Origin of the sequence: Devosia sp. (genome assembly GCF_024707125.1) — a bacterium.
Taxonomy (GTDB): Bacteria; Pseudomonadota; Alphaproteobacteria; order Rhizobiales; family Devosiaceae; genus Devosia.
Genome location: NZ_JANQAH010000009.1, coordinates 656,949 through 674,206 on the forward strand (window position 1 = coordinate 656,949; position 17,258 = coordinate 674,206).

Annotated in this window: 14 protein-coding genes; 1 reads left to right on the forward strand and 13 read right to left on the reverse strand. The window is 61.0% G+C overall.

Annotated features, from left to right (window positions below; all coding sequences use genetic code 11):
* Positions 1 to 17 precede the first annotated feature (17 nt).
* The 6 genes from NVV77_RS13330 to NVV77_RS13355 form a co-directional block, all read right to left on the reverse strand.
* Positions 18 to 1,073 carry an ABC transporter ATP-binding protein gene (locus tag NVV77_RS13330; protein ID WP_295414052.1) on the reverse strand — a complete coding sequence of 352 codons (1,056 nt, stop codon included), beginning with the start codon at positions 1,071 to 1,073 and terminating at the stop codon, positions 18 to 20.
* A gap of 10 nt (positions 1,074 to 1,083) precedes the next feature.
* Positions 1,084 to 1,311, reverse strand: coding sequence for a glycosyl hydrolase-related protein (locus tag NVV77_RS13335; protein WP_295414463.1), 228 nt, complete (start codon positions 1,309 to 1,311; stop codon positions 1,084 to 1,086).
* A gap of 7 nt (positions 1,312 to 1,318) precedes the next feature.
* Positions 1,319 to 4,279, reverse strand: a complete 2,961-nt coding sequence (locus tag NVV77_RS13340; RefSeq protein ID WP_295414055.1) for a glycoside hydrolase family 38 C-terminal domain-containing protein — start codon at positions 4,277 to 4,279, stop codon at positions 1,319 to 1,321.
* Positions 4,276 to 5,085: a carbohydrate ABC transporter permease gene (locus NVV77_RS13345; protein ID WP_295414057.1), complete on the reverse strand. Its 810-nt coding sequence runs from the start codon at positions 5,083 to 5,085 to the stop codon at positions 4,276 to 4,278. Before NVV77_RS13345 ends, NVV77_RS13340 begins: the two co-directional genes overlap by 4 nt.
* Positions 5,085 to 5,975, reverse strand: coding sequence for a carbohydrate ABC transporter permease (locus tag NVV77_RS13350; protein WP_295414058.1), 891 nt, complete (start codon positions 5,973 to 5,975; stop codon positions 5,085 to 5,087). The genes NVV77_RS13345 and NVV77_RS13350 overlap by 1 nt, the downstream gene beginning before the upstream one ends.
* 168 nt (positions 5,976 to 6,143) lie before the next feature.
* A complete protein-coding gene (locus tag NVV77_RS13355; RefSeq protein ID WP_295414060.1) occupies positions 6,144 to 7,460 on the reverse strand; it encodes an extracellular solute-binding protein in 1,317 nt (438 codons plus the stop codon).
* Between the two features lie 274 nt (positions 7,461 to 7,734).
* Between NVV77_RS13355 and NVV77_RS13360 the strand changes: the two genes are divergently transcribed.
* Entirely contained in the window at positions 7,735 to 8,769 is a 1,035-nt protein-coding gene (locus NVV77_RS13360; RefSeq protein ID WP_295414062.1) for a LacI family transcriptional regulator, read from the forward strand.
* Between the two features lie 138 nt (positions 8,770 to 8,907).
* Here the strand turns inward: NVV77_RS13360 and NVV77_RS13365 are convergent, their stop codons facing one another.
* The 7 genes from NVV77_RS13365 to NVV77_RS13395 form a co-directional block, all read right to left on the reverse strand.
* A complete protein-coding gene (locus NVV77_RS13365) occupies positions 8,908 to 10,116 on the reverse strand; it encodes an OpgC family protein (protein WP_295414064.1) in 1,209 nt (402 codons plus the stop codon).
* Positions 10,109 to 11,860 carry a glucans biosynthesis glucosyltransferase MdoH gene (mdoH, locus tag NVV77_RS13370; protein ID WP_295414067.1) on the reverse strand — a complete coding sequence of 584 codons (1,752 nt, stop codon included), beginning with the start codon at positions 11,858 to 11,860 and terminating at the stop codon, positions 10,109 to 10,111. Before mdoH ends, NVV77_RS13365 begins: the two co-directional genes overlap by 8 nt.
* Before the next feature lie 9 nt (positions 11,861 to 11,869).
* Positions 11,870 to 12,004 carry a hypothetical protein gene (locus NVV77_RS13375; protein WP_295414070.1) on the reverse strand — a complete coding sequence of 45 codons (135 nt, stop codon included), beginning with the start codon at positions 12,002 to 12,004 and terminating at the stop codon, positions 11,870 to 11,872.
* Positions 12,001 to 13,605: a glucan biosynthesis protein gene (locus NVV77_RS13380; RefSeq protein WP_295414073.1), complete on the reverse strand. Its 1,605-nt coding sequence runs from the start codon at positions 13,603 to 13,605 to the stop codon at positions 12,001 to 12,003. Before NVV77_RS13380 ends, NVV77_RS13375 begins: the two co-directional genes overlap by 4 nt.
* Before the next feature lie 286 nt (positions 13,606 to 13,891).
* Complete coding sequence (locus tag NVV77_RS13385) at positions 13,892 to 15,406, reverse strand: tripartite tricarboxylate transporter permease (RefSeq protein WP_295414076.1); 1,515 nt, start codon at positions 15,404 to 15,406, stop codon at positions 13,892 to 13,894.
* Between the two features lie 5 nt (positions 15,407 to 15,411).
* Complete coding sequence (locus NVV77_RS13390) at positions 15,412 to 15,864, reverse strand: tripartite tricarboxylate transporter TctB family protein (protein WP_295414077.1); 453 nt, start codon at positions 15,862 to 15,864, stop codon at positions 15,412 to 15,414.
* Positions 15,865 to 16,030: 166 nt separating this feature from the next.
* Positions 16,031 to 16,990 carry a tripartite tricarboxylate transporter substrate binding protein gene (locus NVV77_RS13395; protein WP_295414079.1) on the reverse strand — a complete coding sequence of 320 codons (960 nt, stop codon included), beginning with the start codon at positions 16,988 to 16,990 and terminating at the stop codon, positions 16,031 to 16,033.
* Positions 16,991 to 17,258 lie beyond the last annotated feature (268 nt).

Sequence of the window (17,258 nt, forward strand, 5' to 3'; positions counted from 1 at the left end):
ACCTATTGGGCTGTCGCCTACCTGATCGCCCGCCCCGCCTCATCAAACAGATGCACCTGCCCAGCCGGCAGCCCAATATGCATCTGCTGGTGCAATTCCAGCTCCGGCGCCCCCTCAAGCTTGATCGTCACCGTCTCGCCATCGGGCAGCTCGACATAGGCCAGCGCATATTCCCCGAACTGCTCGATCACGGCCAAAGTCCCGCTCAGATGTGCCGTTTCCGGGCTCGCCAGCTCCATATGCTCCGGTCGAGCCCCAATCGTTCGCACTCTCGCCAGATCGGTGCCCCCAAGTGCTAACAGTCTGTTACCCGGAAGCCGCAATCCGCCTGCCTCCGGCGTCACTGGAACAAAGTTCATCCGCTGGCTGGCAATGAACCCGGCGACAAACGTGTTCACCGGATTGCGATAAAGCTCCAGCGGCGTGCCCACCTGCTCGATCACGCCCGAATTGAGCACCACGATCCGATCGGCCAGCGTCATGGCTTCAACCTGATCATGCGTCACGTAAATCATTGTCGCATCAAGCGTATCGTGCAGCTTGGCAATCTCCACCCGCGTCTGCGCCCGCAGGGACGCATCGAGATTGCTCAGTGGCTCGTCGAACAGAAACACCTTTGGATTGCGCACGATCGCCCGCCCGATCGCCACGCGCTGCCGCTGCCCGCCGGACAAGGCTTTGGGCATGCGATCGAGATAGGGATCGATCTGCAGGATCCGCGCAGCCTCCCTAACGCGTTGATCCACCTCTTCTTTCGGCGTCTTCTGCAACTTCAGGCCAAAGGCCATGTTGTCGTAGACGCTCATATGCGGATAAAGCGCATAAGACTGAAACACCATGGCGATGCCACGCTGGGGCGAGGGCACGTCATTGACCACCCTCCCGCCAATCGAAATATCGCCGCCCGATATGGGCTCAAGCCCGGCAATCATGCGCAAAAGCGTCGATTTCCCGCAGCCCGAAGGCCCGACGAATACAACGAATTCCCCGCTCTTGATGTCGAGATCGACCCCATGGACCACCTCGAGCGACCCATAGGACTTTCGGACTTGCCGCAGCGTGACATCGGCCATGAATGCCTCCTCAGACTTCTACCAGGAGCGTAACAATCTCGAAGGGCCGCAGGCTCAAGGTGACGTTATTGTCCTTGATTTCCAACGGCTTGCTCGGTCCCTCTTCCATCAGGTTGACCGTCCGGACTTTGCTGACCTTCACGCCAAACGAGATCGTCGTCTCGGCGCGAATATTGGCGTGCTCGAAGACGCGCAGTACCACTTCGTCCGATTTTTCAGCCTTCTTCACCGTCTCGATGGTGACGTTATCCCCGCTTCACCTGCGCCAGGCTAAACTGTCCAAAGTCTTTGGCAGCCTGCGCCTGGGGAGAAGTGGAACCGATGACGGCGACCGGGTTGTTGAACCGTTCCGCTGCACGGTGCACCTGCGCCAGATCGGCTACGCCCTCATGGACAAACAGCGCATAGCGAATGCGATGTTCGCCAAGATCGGCGTCCGGGCTCGGGAAAGTCGAGCCACGCACCAGCGTTAGGCGTACCGATTGCTCATGGCAATCATAGGCATATTTGCTGTCATTGATCAGCGCCGCACCGAAATCGGCCTCCGAAATATCCACCCAGCGATGCATCGATGCCTCGAACCGCGCGCGGTCCCAAGTGGTGTTGCGATGCGTCGGGCGCTTGACGTGGCCGAACTGAATTTCCGAGCGGATTTCGGAAATGTTGAGGTCGAACGGGAACTGCGCCTTGATGACCTGCTGCCGCTCCTGCCAGTCGATAAAGGTGTCGAACTCCACCTGGCGCGCACCCGCAGCCAGCGAAATCACCTGTACGATCAGCGACTTCTGGTACTTACGCTCGACCCGGATCGCAGCACGATGCGGGCCGGTTTCGACCACGGAAATCTTCGTCGGGCTATCGGCCAGCGGCCAGGACTGCTCTTCGAAGTAGCGGTCGATATCCCAGGCATCCCACTCCATCGGCTTGTCTTCATAGGCAATGAGCCGGTTGGCCGCCTTGCCCGGCGCCAGCACTTCGCGCTGCCGCGTCTTGTCAAAGAGCGAGGTGATTTCGCCCGCCTTGTCGAAACTCACCTTGATCAGCTCGTTCTCAAGATGCTTTTCGGAAACCGACAACGTGCTCTTGGCGGCAGGTGCTGAAGACACAACCTGCGCCGCCGTCCAGCCAAGCGCCGCGATATTGCCAACCGGCGCGACATTTTCAGTCGTGCCATCGGCCCGCGTGATCTTCTGGATCGGCGCCGTGCCGCCGGCCGTCGCAAGCCCATTACCCGCGCCGACATGGCCGAGACTGACCAGTTCCGCCCGGTTCTGGCTGGTGAAATTGAGCACCCGAAGCTGGTCCTTGCCGGGCTTGGCAAAAGCCTGCGCTGCCGCATGCCATGGACCATTCTGAGAACTCAGCGTCGAGAAAATTCGCCCATATTCGTTGTCGCTATCGACATAGACCTCCGGAATGGACGTGCCCGGCAGGATGTCGTGGAACTGGTTGATGAGCACGAGCTCCCAGAATTCCGCTAGGGTTTCAGAGGGGTAGGCATGCCCCGCCTGGCTCAGCGCCATGGCGCCCAAAAATTCCAGCTCGCGCAGCCGCCTTTCGGCATTGCGGTTATTGGCCTTGTTCTTGGCGACCGACGTCAGCGTGCCGCGGTGGTACTGCAGATAGAGCTCGCCATTCCATGTCGGGAATTTCGCGGGGTTGGCATCCATCGCCTTGCCCAGCCGATCGAGGAACGGAACGATCCCCTCAAGCTTCACCTTGGGCGCACCGGGAATACCGCGCTCCAGACGCGTACCGCGCTCGATCATGGCGCGGGTCGGCCCGCCGCCGCCGTCACCATAACCGTAGGACATGACGACTTCATTGTAGGCGGCCTTGGGCTCATAGCGCTTCCACGCGCCCATGGTCTCGGAGACCGAGAGGTCGCCATTGTAGGTCGTGAAGATCTCCTCGCTGTCATACCTTTGCGCGGTGATCAGCTGCGCCTTGGTGACGGTCCCGTCGATGCCGCGCCAGAAGAACGTGTCATAGGGATGCCGGTCGGTATCGTTCCAGCTCAGTTTTGACGTCACAAAATATTCGAGCCCGGATTTCTCCATGATCTGCGGCAGGTTGGCCGAATAGCCAAACGTATCGGGCAGCCAGACCGTCTTCGGCGTCACCTTGAAATGCTCGATATGGAATTTGCGGCCGCGCATGATCTGGCGGACAAGAGATTCACCCGAGGCGATATTGACGTCCGGCTCCACCCACATGGCGCCTTCGATCTCGAACTGCCCGGATTTCACCTTCTTGAGCATGCGCTCCCAGATCTCGGGATAGTCCTGCTTCAGGAAGTCGAAGAGCACCGACTGGTTGTACATGAAGACAAACTGCGGATACTCCTCCATCAGGTTGAGCACCGTCGCAAAGCTGCGCCCGGTCTTGTCGCGCGTATGCATCACGCGCCAGAGCCAACCGACGTCGAGGTGGGTCGAACCGACAGCCGTAATCTGCGGCTGCACTTCGGTATCGACGAGATCGTAGATTTCCTTGGCAATCTTTTCCGCGGCCGGCAGGCCGGCCCCGAAGGCATCCGTATGCCCATCACGCCGATCAAGCGCGCGCAGCGCGCGCTCGACAATATTCAAAATGGCCTGCCGTCGCGGATCATTCTGATAGAGCCGCACCGCCACATCGAGCGGCGTCTGCAGGTCATAGTAGAGCTTTTCGGCGCGCTCATTGCGCACAAAGAAGTCGACCTCGAACCCCACCAGCGGCCGGTCAAAAAAGGTAAAAGCGTTGACCAGAATGACGTGCTTATTGCCCGGCTTGGCATTGCGCTCGATGACGAGTTCGGTGTGATTGCCGTCCAGCGCCTGCGCGATCTTGCCGTCGAGATAGGCAAGGCATTGCGGGTCGGTCGAGCCCGGCCGATCCTGCCACTGGCTGGTAAAGTGCGCGACGAACACCTTGCCCTTGGCTTCCTCGGGCACGGTGATTTCAGCGGCAAACCAGGTGTGTTCCTGGTGCTTGGCCCAGACCGTATGGCGGCCGAATTTTTCCCAAGTCTTCCAGTCGGCCTTCAGCGCCTCCGCAGCGGTAAACCCGTCGGCGCGCTGCACATGCCATTGGAACGGCACATTGGCGATCGGCGCGCGGATCTTCGTTTCGAGATCCTTGCAGAGACGGAGGAGCTTTCCTTCCATCTTGAGGTCGTCATCCAGAAGACCAAGTTTGGTAGATTGGGGATTGGAATAGGTCATCCTTTGACTCCGACACCGGCGAACCCTGTGTTCATGTTCCGCCGCAACAAGAAATAGACGCCGATCGCCGGCGCAGCGTAGAGAATGGAAAAGGCCGTGAGGAAGCCATAGTTGATGGCGCCCTGCTGCCCGAAAGCCGCGTAAAGCCCCACCGACATCGGGAAAGCATCCTGCACGCGTGCAAAGATCAGCGGCAGCAGGAACTCGTTCCAGGCTCCGGTGAAACTGAAGAACCAGACCACGGCGATCCCGGCCCGCGACATGGGCAACACGATTTTTGTGACAATCTGAATAAGGCTGGCGCCTTCCACATAGGCCGCCTCTTCAAGTTCGATCGGCACGGTATCGAAGAAGTTTTTCAGGAGCAGCAGCGTGAACGGCAGGTTCAAAATGGTCAGCGCCACGATGACGCCGAGCTGGTTCAAGAGTCCCGAGCGCTGCGCCGCAAAATAGAGCGGCACCAGCACGCCGGCCGAAGGCAGCATGCGCAACAACACCAGCGTCCACAAAAAAGCATTGCGACCTGGAATGCGCAGCCGCGACAGCGGATAGGCCGCCGAAATGCCGACGATGACAGACAGCGTCGCCGTGCCCGCCGCGATGATGATCGAGTTGAGAAACTGCCGCCCGGCATTGCCGCTGACGGCAAGCCCGAAATTATCAAAGCCGAAAGCCTTGGGGATTTCGAGCTGCCCCGTCGAGAGCGGATTGAAGGCGTTGAGAACAAGCCACGAAAACGGGCTCACCCAGATGACGGCCATGAAGGCCAGGGCAATCGCGGTCAGGCGGGAAGGCTGGTTTTCCATTATTTTGGCTCCCGCAACATGCGCAGATAGAAGAGCGAGAGCACGCCGACAATGAGCAACATGGCGACCGAAATGGCCGAGCCAAAGCCGAGATTACCGCGCGAAAAGCTCTGATTGTAGAGGAACACGGCCAGCGTTTCCGTCTGCCGCCCCGGCCCGCCGCCGGTCATGGCGAAGATCAGCGGGAAGTAGGTAAAGGTCCAGATGGTGATGAAGAGCATGTTGGTGGCGATATGCGGCCGAATGATCGGCAATTGCACCAGCCACACGCGCTGGAACGGCGTCGCGCCATCGACTTTTGCAGCCTCCACCACTTCGCGCGATACGGAGTCGAGCGCTGCCGAAAACAGCAGATAGGACCAGGCCGTGCCTTTCCACACATTGGCGATGGTGACGATGGGCAGGGCGTAATCGTTGATGAAGTTGATCGGCTTGAAGCCAAACGGCACGACGAAAAGCTGATTGATCAACCCAGTCTGGCTGGTCGTCGCCGACCACAGAAACGCGGCCACGATATCGGGCAGCAGCCAGCCGAGCATGATGCAGACTTCCACCACGCCGCGAATACTCGATTGCGTGCCGCGAAGGGTTGCTGCGAGCAAAAAGCCCAGCACCGACTGCCCGACAATGGCCGAGAAAAACACGAAAATAACGGTGGTCCAGAGCGATTCCAGAAACCCGCGCCGGGTAAACAGCCGCTCGAAATTCTCAAACCCCACCCAGCTCCATTCAACGCTCTTTTTCCCCACCAGCGCCAGGTCGGTAAAGGAAAAGGCAAAGGCCCAGGCGGTGAAGTAAAGCAGGGCCCCGATCAGGAGAATGGCTGGCAACATGCCAAGCGCCAGGACGAAGAGATTGCCGGTAAGCCAAGGATTGGCCTGGTTTTTCATGGGCTTTCTCGCTTGGGCGGTCGGCAGGCCAACACGCATCCACAAACTCGGTGTCATCCCTTCGAAAGCGGGGATCTCTCTTCGGGAATGACGCGGGAGATAATCAAAAACTCCCGTCGCGACGGCACCCGGAGGACATTTCGGGCGCCGCCGCGTCGGGAGGTTTGCTTATTCGTAGGTGATGACGTTCTCTTCGCCGAACTCATCCACCAGGGCATTGTGGTAGGTTTCGATCGCTTCTTCGACCGACACGCCATCCAGAAGATCGGATGTTGCCTGCTGGATCAGGGCCGAAACCGTCTGATAGCCCGGAATAGTGTCGCGGCCGGTTGTGTCAGCGGCAAGACCCGTGGCCTCGGCGAGGAAGGGGTCGGCCGTATATTCGGCAGACTCGGAAATGTCGGTCCGCACACCCATGCGGTGGTTGGCGAGCGTCCAGGCCTTGAAATTCTCCTCGTCAAAGATCGTGGTCAGGAGCTTGAAGGCGGTTTCCTTGTCGGCTGCATTGGCATTGATGCCAAGCGTCCAGCCACCCGAGATATTGGTCGTGGCCTTGGTGCCCGGTTCGCCCGAACCCGGCCATGGCGTCCAGCCGACCTGGGCGTCACGTTCCTCGCGGCTCGGCGGATTGTTGCAATCCCAGAGGCACGCATCTTCCCAGGAGCCGGAGGCGAGAATACCGAGCTGGTCATTGGCGAGTGCCGCACGCACCGCCGCGCCGATATCGGTCGCGTAGTTGAGGTCGGCAGGGTTCAGTTCCTGGGCGACATAGACCTGATGATAGAGGTCGAAGACGCGGCGCAGGGCCGGGCTGTCGCCGATCCACTGGTTGGTATCGCGCTTGAGGAGACGATTGCGATCCCCCTCGGGCACATCGGCCCCGAGCAGTGCCATATAGACGCCCTGCATGGTGGCCGCTTCCGCCTGCTTGGTGCCGGCCGGCAGCTGGAACGGATATTGTACCCCGGCTTCCTTGAGCTTGGTCGCAGCATCGAGAATGTCGGCCCAGTTCTTGGGCGCCCATGGCGTGGCGATACCGGCCTTTTCAAAGTTGCTGAGATCGTACCAGAGCATGCGCACGTCGGTATCGGTGGGGAGGGCATAGACCTCGCCCTGATAGGATGCGACCTCTAAGAGGCCCTGCAGATAGTACTGGAACTGGTCCCAGCCGGCCAATTGGGTGCCGAGCGGCTCGAGATAACCGGCGGCGGCCAGCTCGCTGACCATAAAGCTGTCGATCAGGTTGACGTCGGCGGCGGTGCCGGCGCTGAGGTCGAGCGCAATGCGCTGGTCATAGCCCTGGCCTGGCAGCTTGATGGCGTTAACGGTCTCGCCCGTCTCCGCTTCGAATTTCTCGATGCCCGATTCGATCAGGGCAGCGAAGGATTCCATATACATAATAGAGACTTCGGCGCGTGCCGGAATGGTGGCGGCTGCCATTAGCGATATGGCGGCGACCGTCGTCAGAAAGCCAGTTCTGAGCATCAACTCCTCCTCTGCTGCTCCTGCCGCTTATCGGTGCGGCATTGCCCGGGACCTCCTCATCCCGAACGCAGGAACGTAATCACATGTGATGCAACGTTGCAATTCTAAATCCGTTTTCGTCATCAATGCTGACATATCGAAGTTTTTGTCGTTTTATTTCAATGTCGTTACAAAGTTTGCATCGATTTCATCACGCCCATATATCTCTAAAACGTTGCAAAAATTTCGCATTGGTTTGAGCGCGGGCCCGTGTAAAATCGGGGCGGGGAAAGCAATGAGCAGCAAGACGACGACAAACAATATGGCCAGTGGCACCAGGCGCGTGACGCTCAAGACCATCGCCGAGATGACTGGTCTCAGCCTTTCCACCGTTTCGCTGTCTCTAAGGGGCGGCACGACCCTCAAGCAGGAAACCCGCGACAAGGTCAACGAAGCCGCCAAGGCGCTCGGCTATGTGCCCGATCGTGCCGGCGTGCGCCTGCGCACCGGCAAGACCAATGTCATTGCCTTGGTGCTCGACGGGTCCGAGGATTCCATCGATTTTGCCCGCAACATGATCCAGGGCATTGGCCATGCCATTGCCGGCACGCGCTATCACCTGACGGTGATCCCGGAATTCGAGCGGCACAACAGCACCGAGACGATCAACTACATCCTCTCCAACCGCACAGCCGATGGGGTGATCATCACCCATACCGGCCCACGCGATCCGCGCGTGCAGATGATGATCGATGCCGACTTCCCCTTTGTCAGCCATGGGCGCACCGAGTTCTATACGCCCCACGCCTATCACGACTTCCATTCCGAGGATTTTGCCGCGCTTGCCGTAAGACGCCTCGCCGGCAAGGGCTGCCGCGACATCATGCTGGTCATCGGCGATGACAGCACCACCAACTACCACAATATCGTCACCTCCTATCGCAAGGAGGCCGCCCGCGCCGGCATCGAGGCGCGGGTGCTCGAAGGCACGGCAAAACTGAGCCCCGCCGAAATGCGGAGCGTCGGCATGGAACTCGCAGCCGATCCCAATCGCCCCGATGGCATCATTTCCGACAGCGAAATGCGCACCATTGCCCTGGTGGGTGGCCTCACCGAAGGCGGGGTCACCCTCGGGCGCGAGGTGCAACTGATCTACAAGCAGACTTCTGGAATTTTGCCGACGCTCTTTCCGCAGATGGACAGCATTCGCGAGGATGTCTTCGCCGCCGGCGGCGAACTGACCCGCCTGCTTCTGCGCCGCATCGACGGCGACCCGGTCAAGCAATTGCAGACCCTGGCGGAGCCCCAGCCGCATTGGCGCAGCGGCTAAGGCGGCAAACGCCGAACCATCCCCGCCACCGTCACCACCGGGCTTGTCCCGGTGGTCCATGCCATCCGCCGGATGGCAGCCGCCCCAAGATGGATTGCCGGGACAAGCCGGCAATGACGGCGAATAGGAGGTAGTGTCTTAGGCCTTGGCCCGTGCCAGCGCCGCCTTCATCTTGACCGTATGGTTGAGCGCATAGGCAAGCCCGATCTGGATCGACAGGCCCACCACCAGGATCGCCGCATCCGTCAGGGCGCTTTCCGGCACCCCAGCCTTCACCGCCTGGAAGAACAGGCTCAGCGCCGTGCCGGTCGCAAACACTGCCAGACCCTGCCTCCCCATGGCGCGGAGGGGTGAAACCCAGCGCGAAGCCGCAATCGCCTGCATGTTCGGAATGGAAGCCAGCACATAGAAGAGGCACAGCGCATGCAGCAGCCGCGGCAAGGACAAAAAGGTCTTGTCGAAGGAGTGGATATGGAACGGCGCGCCGATCTGCCAGAGCCAGCGCAGAACGCCATTGCCCATGGCGCCAACCGGCTGCACCTTCATCCACAGGAGCGAGAGGATGACAAAGCCCAGCGCGAGCAGAAAGGCCACCGGGTGCGCCGGAAAAGCGCGCTTGCCGAGCTTCATGCCCATGCCGGCCACAAGGCCCAGCACGAACATCAGCTGCCAGGAGAATGGATTGAAGAACCAGCCGCCCGAATTGGGGTAATTCGGGAAATTGAGCCGAAACGTACCCGCCAGCACCCAGAGCAGCACCGACCCTGCCACCAGCCAATAGGGCTTTTTGAGCCCAGCCACGATCAGTGCCGGCGTCAGGAGCAGGAAGGTCAGGTAAAGCGGCAGGATATTGAGATAGCCGAACTGATGCGTCAGCAGCGGAATGCCAATCAGCACCTCCAGCGGCTTCTGTGCCAGCGCCTTCAGATTATTGGTGGTCAGCAGCTCAAAGAGCCCAAAAAAGTGCGCCGCCGCGGCAAACGTGCCGAGGAAAATGAAGGTCAGCGTCAGGTGCACGAAATAGAGTTGTCTGGCGCGCGCCCAGGGCCGCGCCACGGCGAGCCAAAGCGGCACCTTCTTCAAAAACGCGCCCGAATAGGCGAGGCCCGCCGCCACGCCCGACATGAAGACAAAGGCTTCCGCCGCATCGGAAAAGCCGAAATTGCGATTGGTAAAAGCCTCGAACACCGTGCCCGGCACGTGATTGATGAAAATCATCACCAGCGCCAGCCCGCGGAACATGTCGAGCCGCTCGTCGCGCCCGCCGGGGGGCAGCGGAGCAGGGCCCGCTGCAATAGCACGCAGGCCCGGGATACGATCCCAGACGGTCGGCTTGCGCTCAAGCATGGGCGGCGACTTCGGCAAAGCCCATTGTCACCACCGGCTCGGTGGCGCGCCAGCTCGCGAGAATGGCATTGGCTTCAACGATGATCGGGCTCGGCGCCCGCTCATTGGCGGTCGAGAACAGCCAGGTGCTGACCGGCCGGTCGCTGCCGCGCGCCGTGGCCCAGATGACAAGGGGCGCCAGCAGGGCAGGGCCCGCCACCGGCAGCAGCCAGGGAAGGAAAGCCGGACCGGCATAGGCCATGAAAATCAAAGCGGCGAGCGCGGCCAGCACGATCCACCAGCTGGCCGAAAAAGCCGTCTTCAGCGGCACGGCCTTGGCGTCGCGCTCGGTCGCCGGCCAGCCGCCATCCATGCCGAAAAGAATCTGGAACACGGCGCGGCTCTGAAAGCCGAGCAGCACCGGCGCCATGATCGTCGAGATGACGATCTCGCTCAAAACCGAGGGAATGATGCGCCAACCGCCGAATGCGCCATTGGTGCCATCAATGGCGCCGCGCAGCGCAATGGCAAATTTGGGCAGCAGCAGCGTCGTCAACACGCCAATGCCGATGATCCACGGCGTCGCGCCCCAGCGGTCCCCGCCACTATCGGGAATAAGGCTCGAGAGCAGGCTCGCCGCCATCAGCAGCAGCCAGAGCGGCGAGGCGAGATAGGCCATGATGCCCTGGACGAAGGTAAACCGGCTCCAGAATTTCAGCCCCGGCGCCGCAATCAGCCGGCGATGCTGCAGATTGCCCTGGCACCAGCGGCGGTCGCGCTTGGCATATTCGATGAGGTTTTCCGGACCCTGTTCGAAGGAACCAGCCAGCTCGGGATCAACTTCCACTTTCCAGCCACCACGGGCCAGAAGGGCCGCCTCGACATAGTCGTGGCTCAAGATATGCCCGCCATAGGGCGGCTTCCCCGACAGCACCGGCAGGCCGCAGCACGAGGCAAAGGCGCGCACGCGGACAATGGCATTATGCCCCCAATAGGGCCCGTCCTCGCCCTGCAACAGGGCCGCGCCTCGCGCAAAATAGCGCGAAAAATAGGCCGACGAATAAGCCATCATCCGCCCGAACAGGGTTCGCGCGGCGATCACCACCGGCACGGTCTGCAACAGGCCAAGTCGCGGATCGGTATCCATGCGCCGCACCATGGCCAGCATGGTGTCGGCTTCCATCAAGCTATCGGCATCGAGAATGATGGCATAGTCATAGGCCGCGCCCGAACGCGCAATAAAGTCTTCGATATTGCCGGCCTTGCGGCCAACATTGCGCTCGCGGCGGCGGTAGAAAATCCGCCCCGGCGCTTCCGGCTCGACGATCAGCCGTTCGAATTCGCTCGCCTCTTCGGCCGCAACCTCAAGCGAGGTCGTGTCCGAAAGGATGGCGAAGTGAAAATGTTCGCCAAGCCCCTTGGCGACGATCTGCCGGTTCATCGCCGCGATGCGCGCAAAGGTCTCGACCGGATCTTCATTGTAGATCGGCACCAGAATGGCCGTCTTGCCCTCGGGCCGTGTCAGGTCGGGCAGGCGCCGCGACCTTGGCGAGAGCGCACCAAGCAGGCCGATCGTGCCGCCCCAGACCAGCCAGAAGCCAGTCAGGACGAGCAGGATCGTGCGCACCCAGTCGAGAAAAACCGGGCGATTGCCCCCGATCAGGTCGAGAAAGGCAGTGCCGGCGGTCAGGCTCACGGCCGCGGCGAAGCCCAGCGTGAGCAGCCGCAGCCACCCAGCCCGCCCCGTGGTTAGCCGATTACCCATTCACCAGTCCTAGTTGCGCTGCCAGACGAGGAAGAAGGCCTTGAAGAAGCCGCCAAAGGCCGAGCCGCGCTCAAGCGTCTGCTTGGGCATGGCGAGCGGGGCATTGGGAAGGCCGTCTATGGGCTGAAAGGGCTGGTGCTTCATGCAACTTCTCCGCGCCACTGATAAAGCCAGGCTTCCGTCAGCGGTTCGCCGCCGGAACCAATGCTGGCCCGCAGCTCGATTAGGTTCTGACCTTGGGTCTCGACATCGAGGACCAGGCGCCAAAGTCCATTGGCGTCGATCTGCGAGAAGGTCGACGAGGTAATTTCACCGGCCGATGCCTTGGCATCGACTTCAAAAATCGTGTCCGGCGACAGGTCCGCGAGACGCCCGCCATCGAAGTCGATGACGAATTTCCGCAGGGTTGCCGCGTTTTCGACGCCGGAGACGCCACCCTGGCCGATGCGGGTTTCCACCACATGCGCCAGTTCGGCATTCTCCTTGGGAACAAGGTCACCCCAGATCAGGCGATAGCCATATTCGCGTTCCTGGCCGGCCTTGGGGGCTTCGTTCGGAATCCAGAACGCCGCGATGTTGTCATCGGTTTCCGACTTGGCCGGAATTTCGATGAGACGCACCTGGCCCTGGCCCCAATTGCCGGTCGGTTCGACCCGCATGGATGGGCGGCGCTCGTAGTGGGCGCCGGCATCCTGGTAGTCGTCAAAATTGCGATTGCGCTGATAAAGGCCAAAGGCGCGCACATTGGCATCCCAGAAGAAGGAATTGCCCAGCTGCGGCGTATTGTTGAGCTGGCGCCATTGCGGCAGCCCGGCCTCGGGTTCGAAGACGAGACCAGAGCAATCGTGCACCTGCGGCCTGAAATCGTCGAACTGGTGGCGATTGGTCTCGGCAAAGAGGAACATCGAGGTCAGCGGCGCAATGCCGATTTCCCCGATATCGCTGCGGAAATAGAGCCGAGCGGTGACATCCATCACCGTTTCCTGCTGCTCCTGGTTCGCAGGCGAAATCAGGAAGCGATAGGCGCCGGTCACGCTCGGGCTTTCAAGCGCGGCATAGACCGTCAGCGGGCCATCGCCAGTGGGGCGCTCAACATAGAATTCGGAAAAACGCGGAAACTCTTCCGGGCCTTCGCGCCAGGAATTGATGAGGAGGCCTCGCGCGCTCGACCCATAGATATTGCCGCGGCCAAGGGCGCGGAAATAGCTGGCACCGAGGAACGCGACCAGTTCGTCGGCGAGATCGGGCGTGTTGAGCGGATAGTTGATACGGAAGCCGGCAATGCCCGGAAACTCCGCGGTCTCGATCGTCTTGCGCTCTTCATCGTCATCGAAGTGATAGATGAAGTCTTCGCTGTCGAAGGCGAAGGGATGCGCATCGCCATCGGTGATTTCATAGACCGAGACGGTTTCCTTGAAGAGCCAGCCGGGCGGGAAAGCCTGGATCTGAAAACCGTGATCGTCCCCGCGCCAGCGTGCCTTGTCCGTGTTGAACTGCACGCGGCGATAGCCGTCATAGTTGAGGCCCGCATAGACCTCGGAGTCGATGAGGACGGGGCTCTGATAGGGCTGAGCCGCCAGGTCCTTCATGCGCTGGGAGAAGCTGTCATAGTCGAACGCGCCCGACATGGGCTCGATCGCAAAGACAGCCTGGGTCAGCGATGTTGAAGACAAAAGGGCGATGGAAGCGGCGGCGCCGGAGAGAAAGGCGCGGCGAGACAGTCGATTATTTGGGGCGGTGAGCATTTGTGACGCTTGTTGTTCTTCGCTATCCATCAATTTCCGGCAACGTCGCCAAGCCGGTAAAGTTGTCGCATGGCGGGCATGCAGCAAACGCATGGCGCAATGCTGCCTAAAAACCGCCTTGAAACCGTCTTCACCGTCTCGTGATGAGCAGGCCGGGGTCTCGCTAAGGGGCAAATGGGGCGAAAGACTGGCGCATGAAGAAAACGTTAAAAAACTGTCATATGACGGAAAAGAAAAACCCCGGAAGTCAGTGACTTCCGGGGTGCGGGGCGCGATTTGTCGCAGCTCAGGAGGGAAGCTGGTTCACGCTTCCCGGGTTCTCCTGGTGCCGCACGAGACCATGAACGGTCCTGAAAATGGCGACGCTCCAGATCAGCAGGGTCACGACACCGAAGACTGCAGCCACCGGCCGCCCGAAAAAGCCGAGAAGGTTGCCGTCGGCGATCATCATCGAGGTGGTGAAGTTGGTTTCCACCAGCGGACCCAGCACGATGCCCAGGATGATCGGGGCAATGGCGATCATGCGTGCCTCGAGCACATAGGCCACGATCCCCGCCCCCAGCATCAGCCAGACGCCGAACATGGAATTGTTGATTGAATAGGAGCCGACGATACAGAAGAGCAGGATGGCGGCATTGAGCAGCGCCCTCGGCACTTCAAAAATCCAGCGGGCCGATTTCGCGGCCACCCAGCCGAGCGGCAGCATCAGGATGTTGGCGATCGCAAAGACGATCATCACCGCATAGAAGTTTTCCGGGTGCAGCGTCATCAGCGTCGGCCCGGGATCCAGCCCCTTCATCACCAGGACGCCCACGGCAATGGCGGTCACCGCGTCGCCGGGAATGCCGAACACCATGGCCGGGATCCAGGACGCGCTGAGTGCCGCATTATTGGTGGCACCAGCTTCCACGAGCCCTTCAGGATGCCCCTTGCCGAATTTTTCCGGCTCCTTGGACGTGCGCTTGGCCAGCGAATAGGTGATCCAGGCCGCCAGATCGCCGCCAACGCCGGGCAGGGCGCCCAAGAGCGAGCCGATGATCGAGCCGCGCACCTGGTTCTTGCGATATTTCCACAGCGCCCCCAGCGTGCCTTCGAAGGGGTTCTTGAGGTTGATCTGGGGCACTTCGGCCATGGCGCGGCGGCCGGCGCGCATCACTTCGGACACGGCGAACATACCGATCATGATCGGAATGAAGCTGATGCCACCCATCAGTTCGATATTGCCAAAGGTAAAGCGCGGCGTCGCCGTCAGCGGGTCCATGCCCACCTGGGCGATGAAAAGGCCGAGCAGCAATGCCAGCGCGCCTTTTACCAGGCCACCCGAAGAGATGAGGGCGGCGCAGGAGAGGCCGAGCACGGCCAGCCAGAAATATTCAAAGCTCGAAAAGCCCAACGCAGCCTTTGCCAGCATGGGTGCGGTGAAGAGCAGGAACAGGAAGCCGAAAAGGCCGCCCAGCACCGAGCCAACGACGCCGATGCCGATGGCGAGGCCCGCCTTGCCGTTCTGGGCGAGGCGATAGGAATCTTCCACATAGGCGGCGGATGCCGGCGTGCCGGGAATGCGCAGCAGCGTACCCGGCAGGTCGCCTGCGGTAATCGCCATGGCGGTGCAGGAGATGATCGCGGCAATGGCCGGAATGGGCGCCATATAGAAGGTGACGGGCACCAAGAGCGCCGTCGCCATGGTGGCGGTCAGCCCCGGAATGGCGCCGACAAACAGGCCGAAGACGGCGGCGAGGAAAATGGTGATCAGCGTTTCGGCATTGAAGACAAGGCCGACAGCAAGAGCGAATGCGTCCATGATCTCTATCCCAGGATGCCGCGAGGAAGGGGAACCCGGAAGCCCGACATGAACAGGTAGTAGATGCCTGCCGAGGCGATGGGGCTGAAGATGATGGCGGGGAGCCACTTGCCGCCGCTCATCAGCACGATCACCACCGAGAAGATGGTGCCGGCAACGAGGAAGCCGAGATAGGGCATGGCCAGGGTCGTCACCGCGAGGGCCACGACAATGCCCACGGCAAACCAAGTGACGAGCGGCTGGGCTTCGTCCTCGGGCGTATCGCGCACGATCCAGCCCTGGATGGTGAGCGCCACGCCCATGATGGCCATGCCGGCGCCGACGATGGAGGGGAAGAGGCCGGGGCCCACATTCATGCCGGGCAGGGCCTGCATGGTGAGCGCCTGCTGCAGGATTGCAGCGCCGCCCAGTGCAAAGACCACGCCCAGCGCGCTATCCATTGGAAATGACTGCCTCATGCGCTCCTCCTAAAAGCACTGGACCTGGGGCGCGGCTGTTCGGGGCAGAGCCGCCGCGCCAAGAGAAAAACCAGAGCGCCTGATCCCTTGAGGGACTTGGGATCATTCGCGCTCTGGAGAGATGACGGCCGGAGGTGCATTCCGGCCGTCGGGGCAAGCAAAGTGCTTACTTGGCGAGGCCCACGGCCTGCAGCGCCTTGCCGATGGATGCGTCGGCTTCGCTGAGGAAGGCTTCGAAGCCAGCCGCATCGCGATAGTCGATGCCGAAATTGCGCTGGGCCATGAAGTCCTTGAATTCCTGCGAATTGACGACCTTTTCCATGGCTTCGACGAGGCGCGCCTTGACGTCTTCCGGCAGGCCCTTGGGAGCGGCGATGCCGCGCCATGCATAGGCGGCCCACTTGTTCCCCAGCGCTTCTTCGGCGGTCGGCACGTCGGGGGCGGCGGTAGCGCGCTCATTGGCGGCAACGATCAGCGGCTTGACTTCACCGGCATCCACCATCGGACGCGCGTCCGGCATGGTGGTGGTCACGACGCTGATGGCGCCGGAAGCCAGAAGCTGCAGGCTGGCCGAAGCGCCTTCCGAGGGCACCCAGGGGGCGGCAGCCGGGTCGATGTCATTGGTCACGAGCACGCCGGCCCAGCCCAGATGCGCCATGCCGCCGAGATTGGCGCCCGATGCCTTTACCGAACCGGGATTGGCGCGGATTTCGGACAGCAGGTCTTCGATCGAGGGGCCATCGGCGCGCACGAACACGGCTTCCGGATCGGCGTTGAACAGCGCGATCGGCTCGTAGTTCGAGTAGTTGAGCGGCGACACGCCAGTCCAGTGATACATGGACAATTCGGTGGTGATCACGCCCAGCGTATAGCCATCGGGCGGCGAGTAGGAAATTTCGGTGTGGCCGACAATGCCGCCGCCGCCGGTGCGGTTGATGACGTTGATCGGCTGGCCGAGTTCCTTTTCGAGCAGGGTCGCGATGATGCGGCCCGTTGCGTCGGTGCCGCCGCCGGCGGCCCACGGCACGATCAGGTTGATGGCGTGGTCAGGATATTGCGCGGCCGCCGGGGCGATTGCCAGGACCGAGAGCGCCAGGGCGCCAGCGAGCGTCTTCAAATGGGTCATTTCTGTCCTCCCAGGTGAGTCGGGTGTTCCGACATACGAACATTGCTTGCCGTATTGCAAACTTCTGTACCACATTCCGGAACTAACATGTCAACTCCCTGCCCCAAAAATGTGCATTTGCACGGTATGCGGCCCAAATATGTTGACATGACAGCGCAATCGCCCCTATCAAATGTAGGAATGATGTTCCGGATTGTGGAATTTCATGAATGCGGCGCTGGAATCGCAGCCCGCATCCTGTAAAAATTTCGGACGAGGATCGCCATGG

What these genes read in the sequence shown, in the direction of transcription:
- NVV77_RS13330 (WP_295414052.1), bottom strand. Translation starts at nt 1,073, where the DNA reads ATGGCCGATGTCACGCTGCGGCAAGTCCGAAAGTCCTATGGGTCGCTC.
- NVV77_RS13340 (WP_295414055.1), bottom strand. Translation starts at nt 4,279, where the DNA reads ATGACCTATTCCAATCCCCAATCTACCAAACTTGGTCTTCTGGATGAC.
- NVV77_RS13345 (WP_295414057.1), bottom strand. Translation starts at nt 5,085, where the DNA reads ATGGAAAACCAGCCTTCCCGCCTGACCGCGATTGCCCTGGCCTTCATG.
- NVV77_RS13350 (WP_295414058.1), bottom strand. Translation starts at nt 5,975, where the DNA reads ATGAAAAACCAGGCCAATCCTTGGCTTACCGGCAATCTCTTCGTCCTG.
- NVV77_RS13355 (WP_295414060.1), bottom strand. Translation starts at nt 7,460, where the DNA reads ATGCTCAGAACTGGCTTTCTGACGACGGTCGCCGCCATATCGCTAATG.
- NVV77_RS13360 (WP_295414062.1), top strand. Translation starts at nt 7,735, where the DNA reads ATGAGCAGCAAGACGACGACAAACAATATGGCCAGTGGCACCAGGCGC.
- NVV77_RS13365 (WP_295414064.1), bottom strand. Translation starts at nt 10,116, where the DNA reads ATGCTTGAGCGCAAGCCGACCGTCTGGGATCGTATCCCGGGCCTGCGT.
- mdoH (WP_295414067.1), bottom strand. Translation starts at nt 11,860, where the DNA reads ATGGGTAATCGGCTAACCACGGGGCGGGCTGGGTGGCTGCGGCTGCTC.
- NVV77_RS13375 (WP_295414070.1), bottom strand. Translation starts at nt 12,004, where the DNA reads ATGAAGCACCAGCCCTTTCAGCCCATAGACGGCCTTCCCAATGCCCCG.
- NVV77_RS13380 (WP_295414073.1), bottom strand. Translation starts at nt 13,605, where the DNA reads ATGCTCACCGCCCCAAATAATCGACTGTCTCGCCGCGCCTTTCTCTCC.
- NVV77_RS13385 (WP_295414076.1), bottom strand. Translation starts at nt 15,406, where the DNA reads ATGGACGCATTCGCTCTTGCTGTCGGCCTTGTCTTCAATGCCGAAACG.
- NVV77_RS13390 (WP_295414077.1), bottom strand. Translation starts at nt 15,864, where the DNA reads ATGAGGCAGTCATTTCCAATGGATAGCGCGCTGGGCGTGGTCTTTGCA.
- NVV77_RS13395 (WP_295414079.1), bottom strand. Translation starts at nt 16,990, where the DNA reads ATGACCCATTTGAAGACGCTCGCTGGCGCCCTGGCGCTCTCGGTCCTG.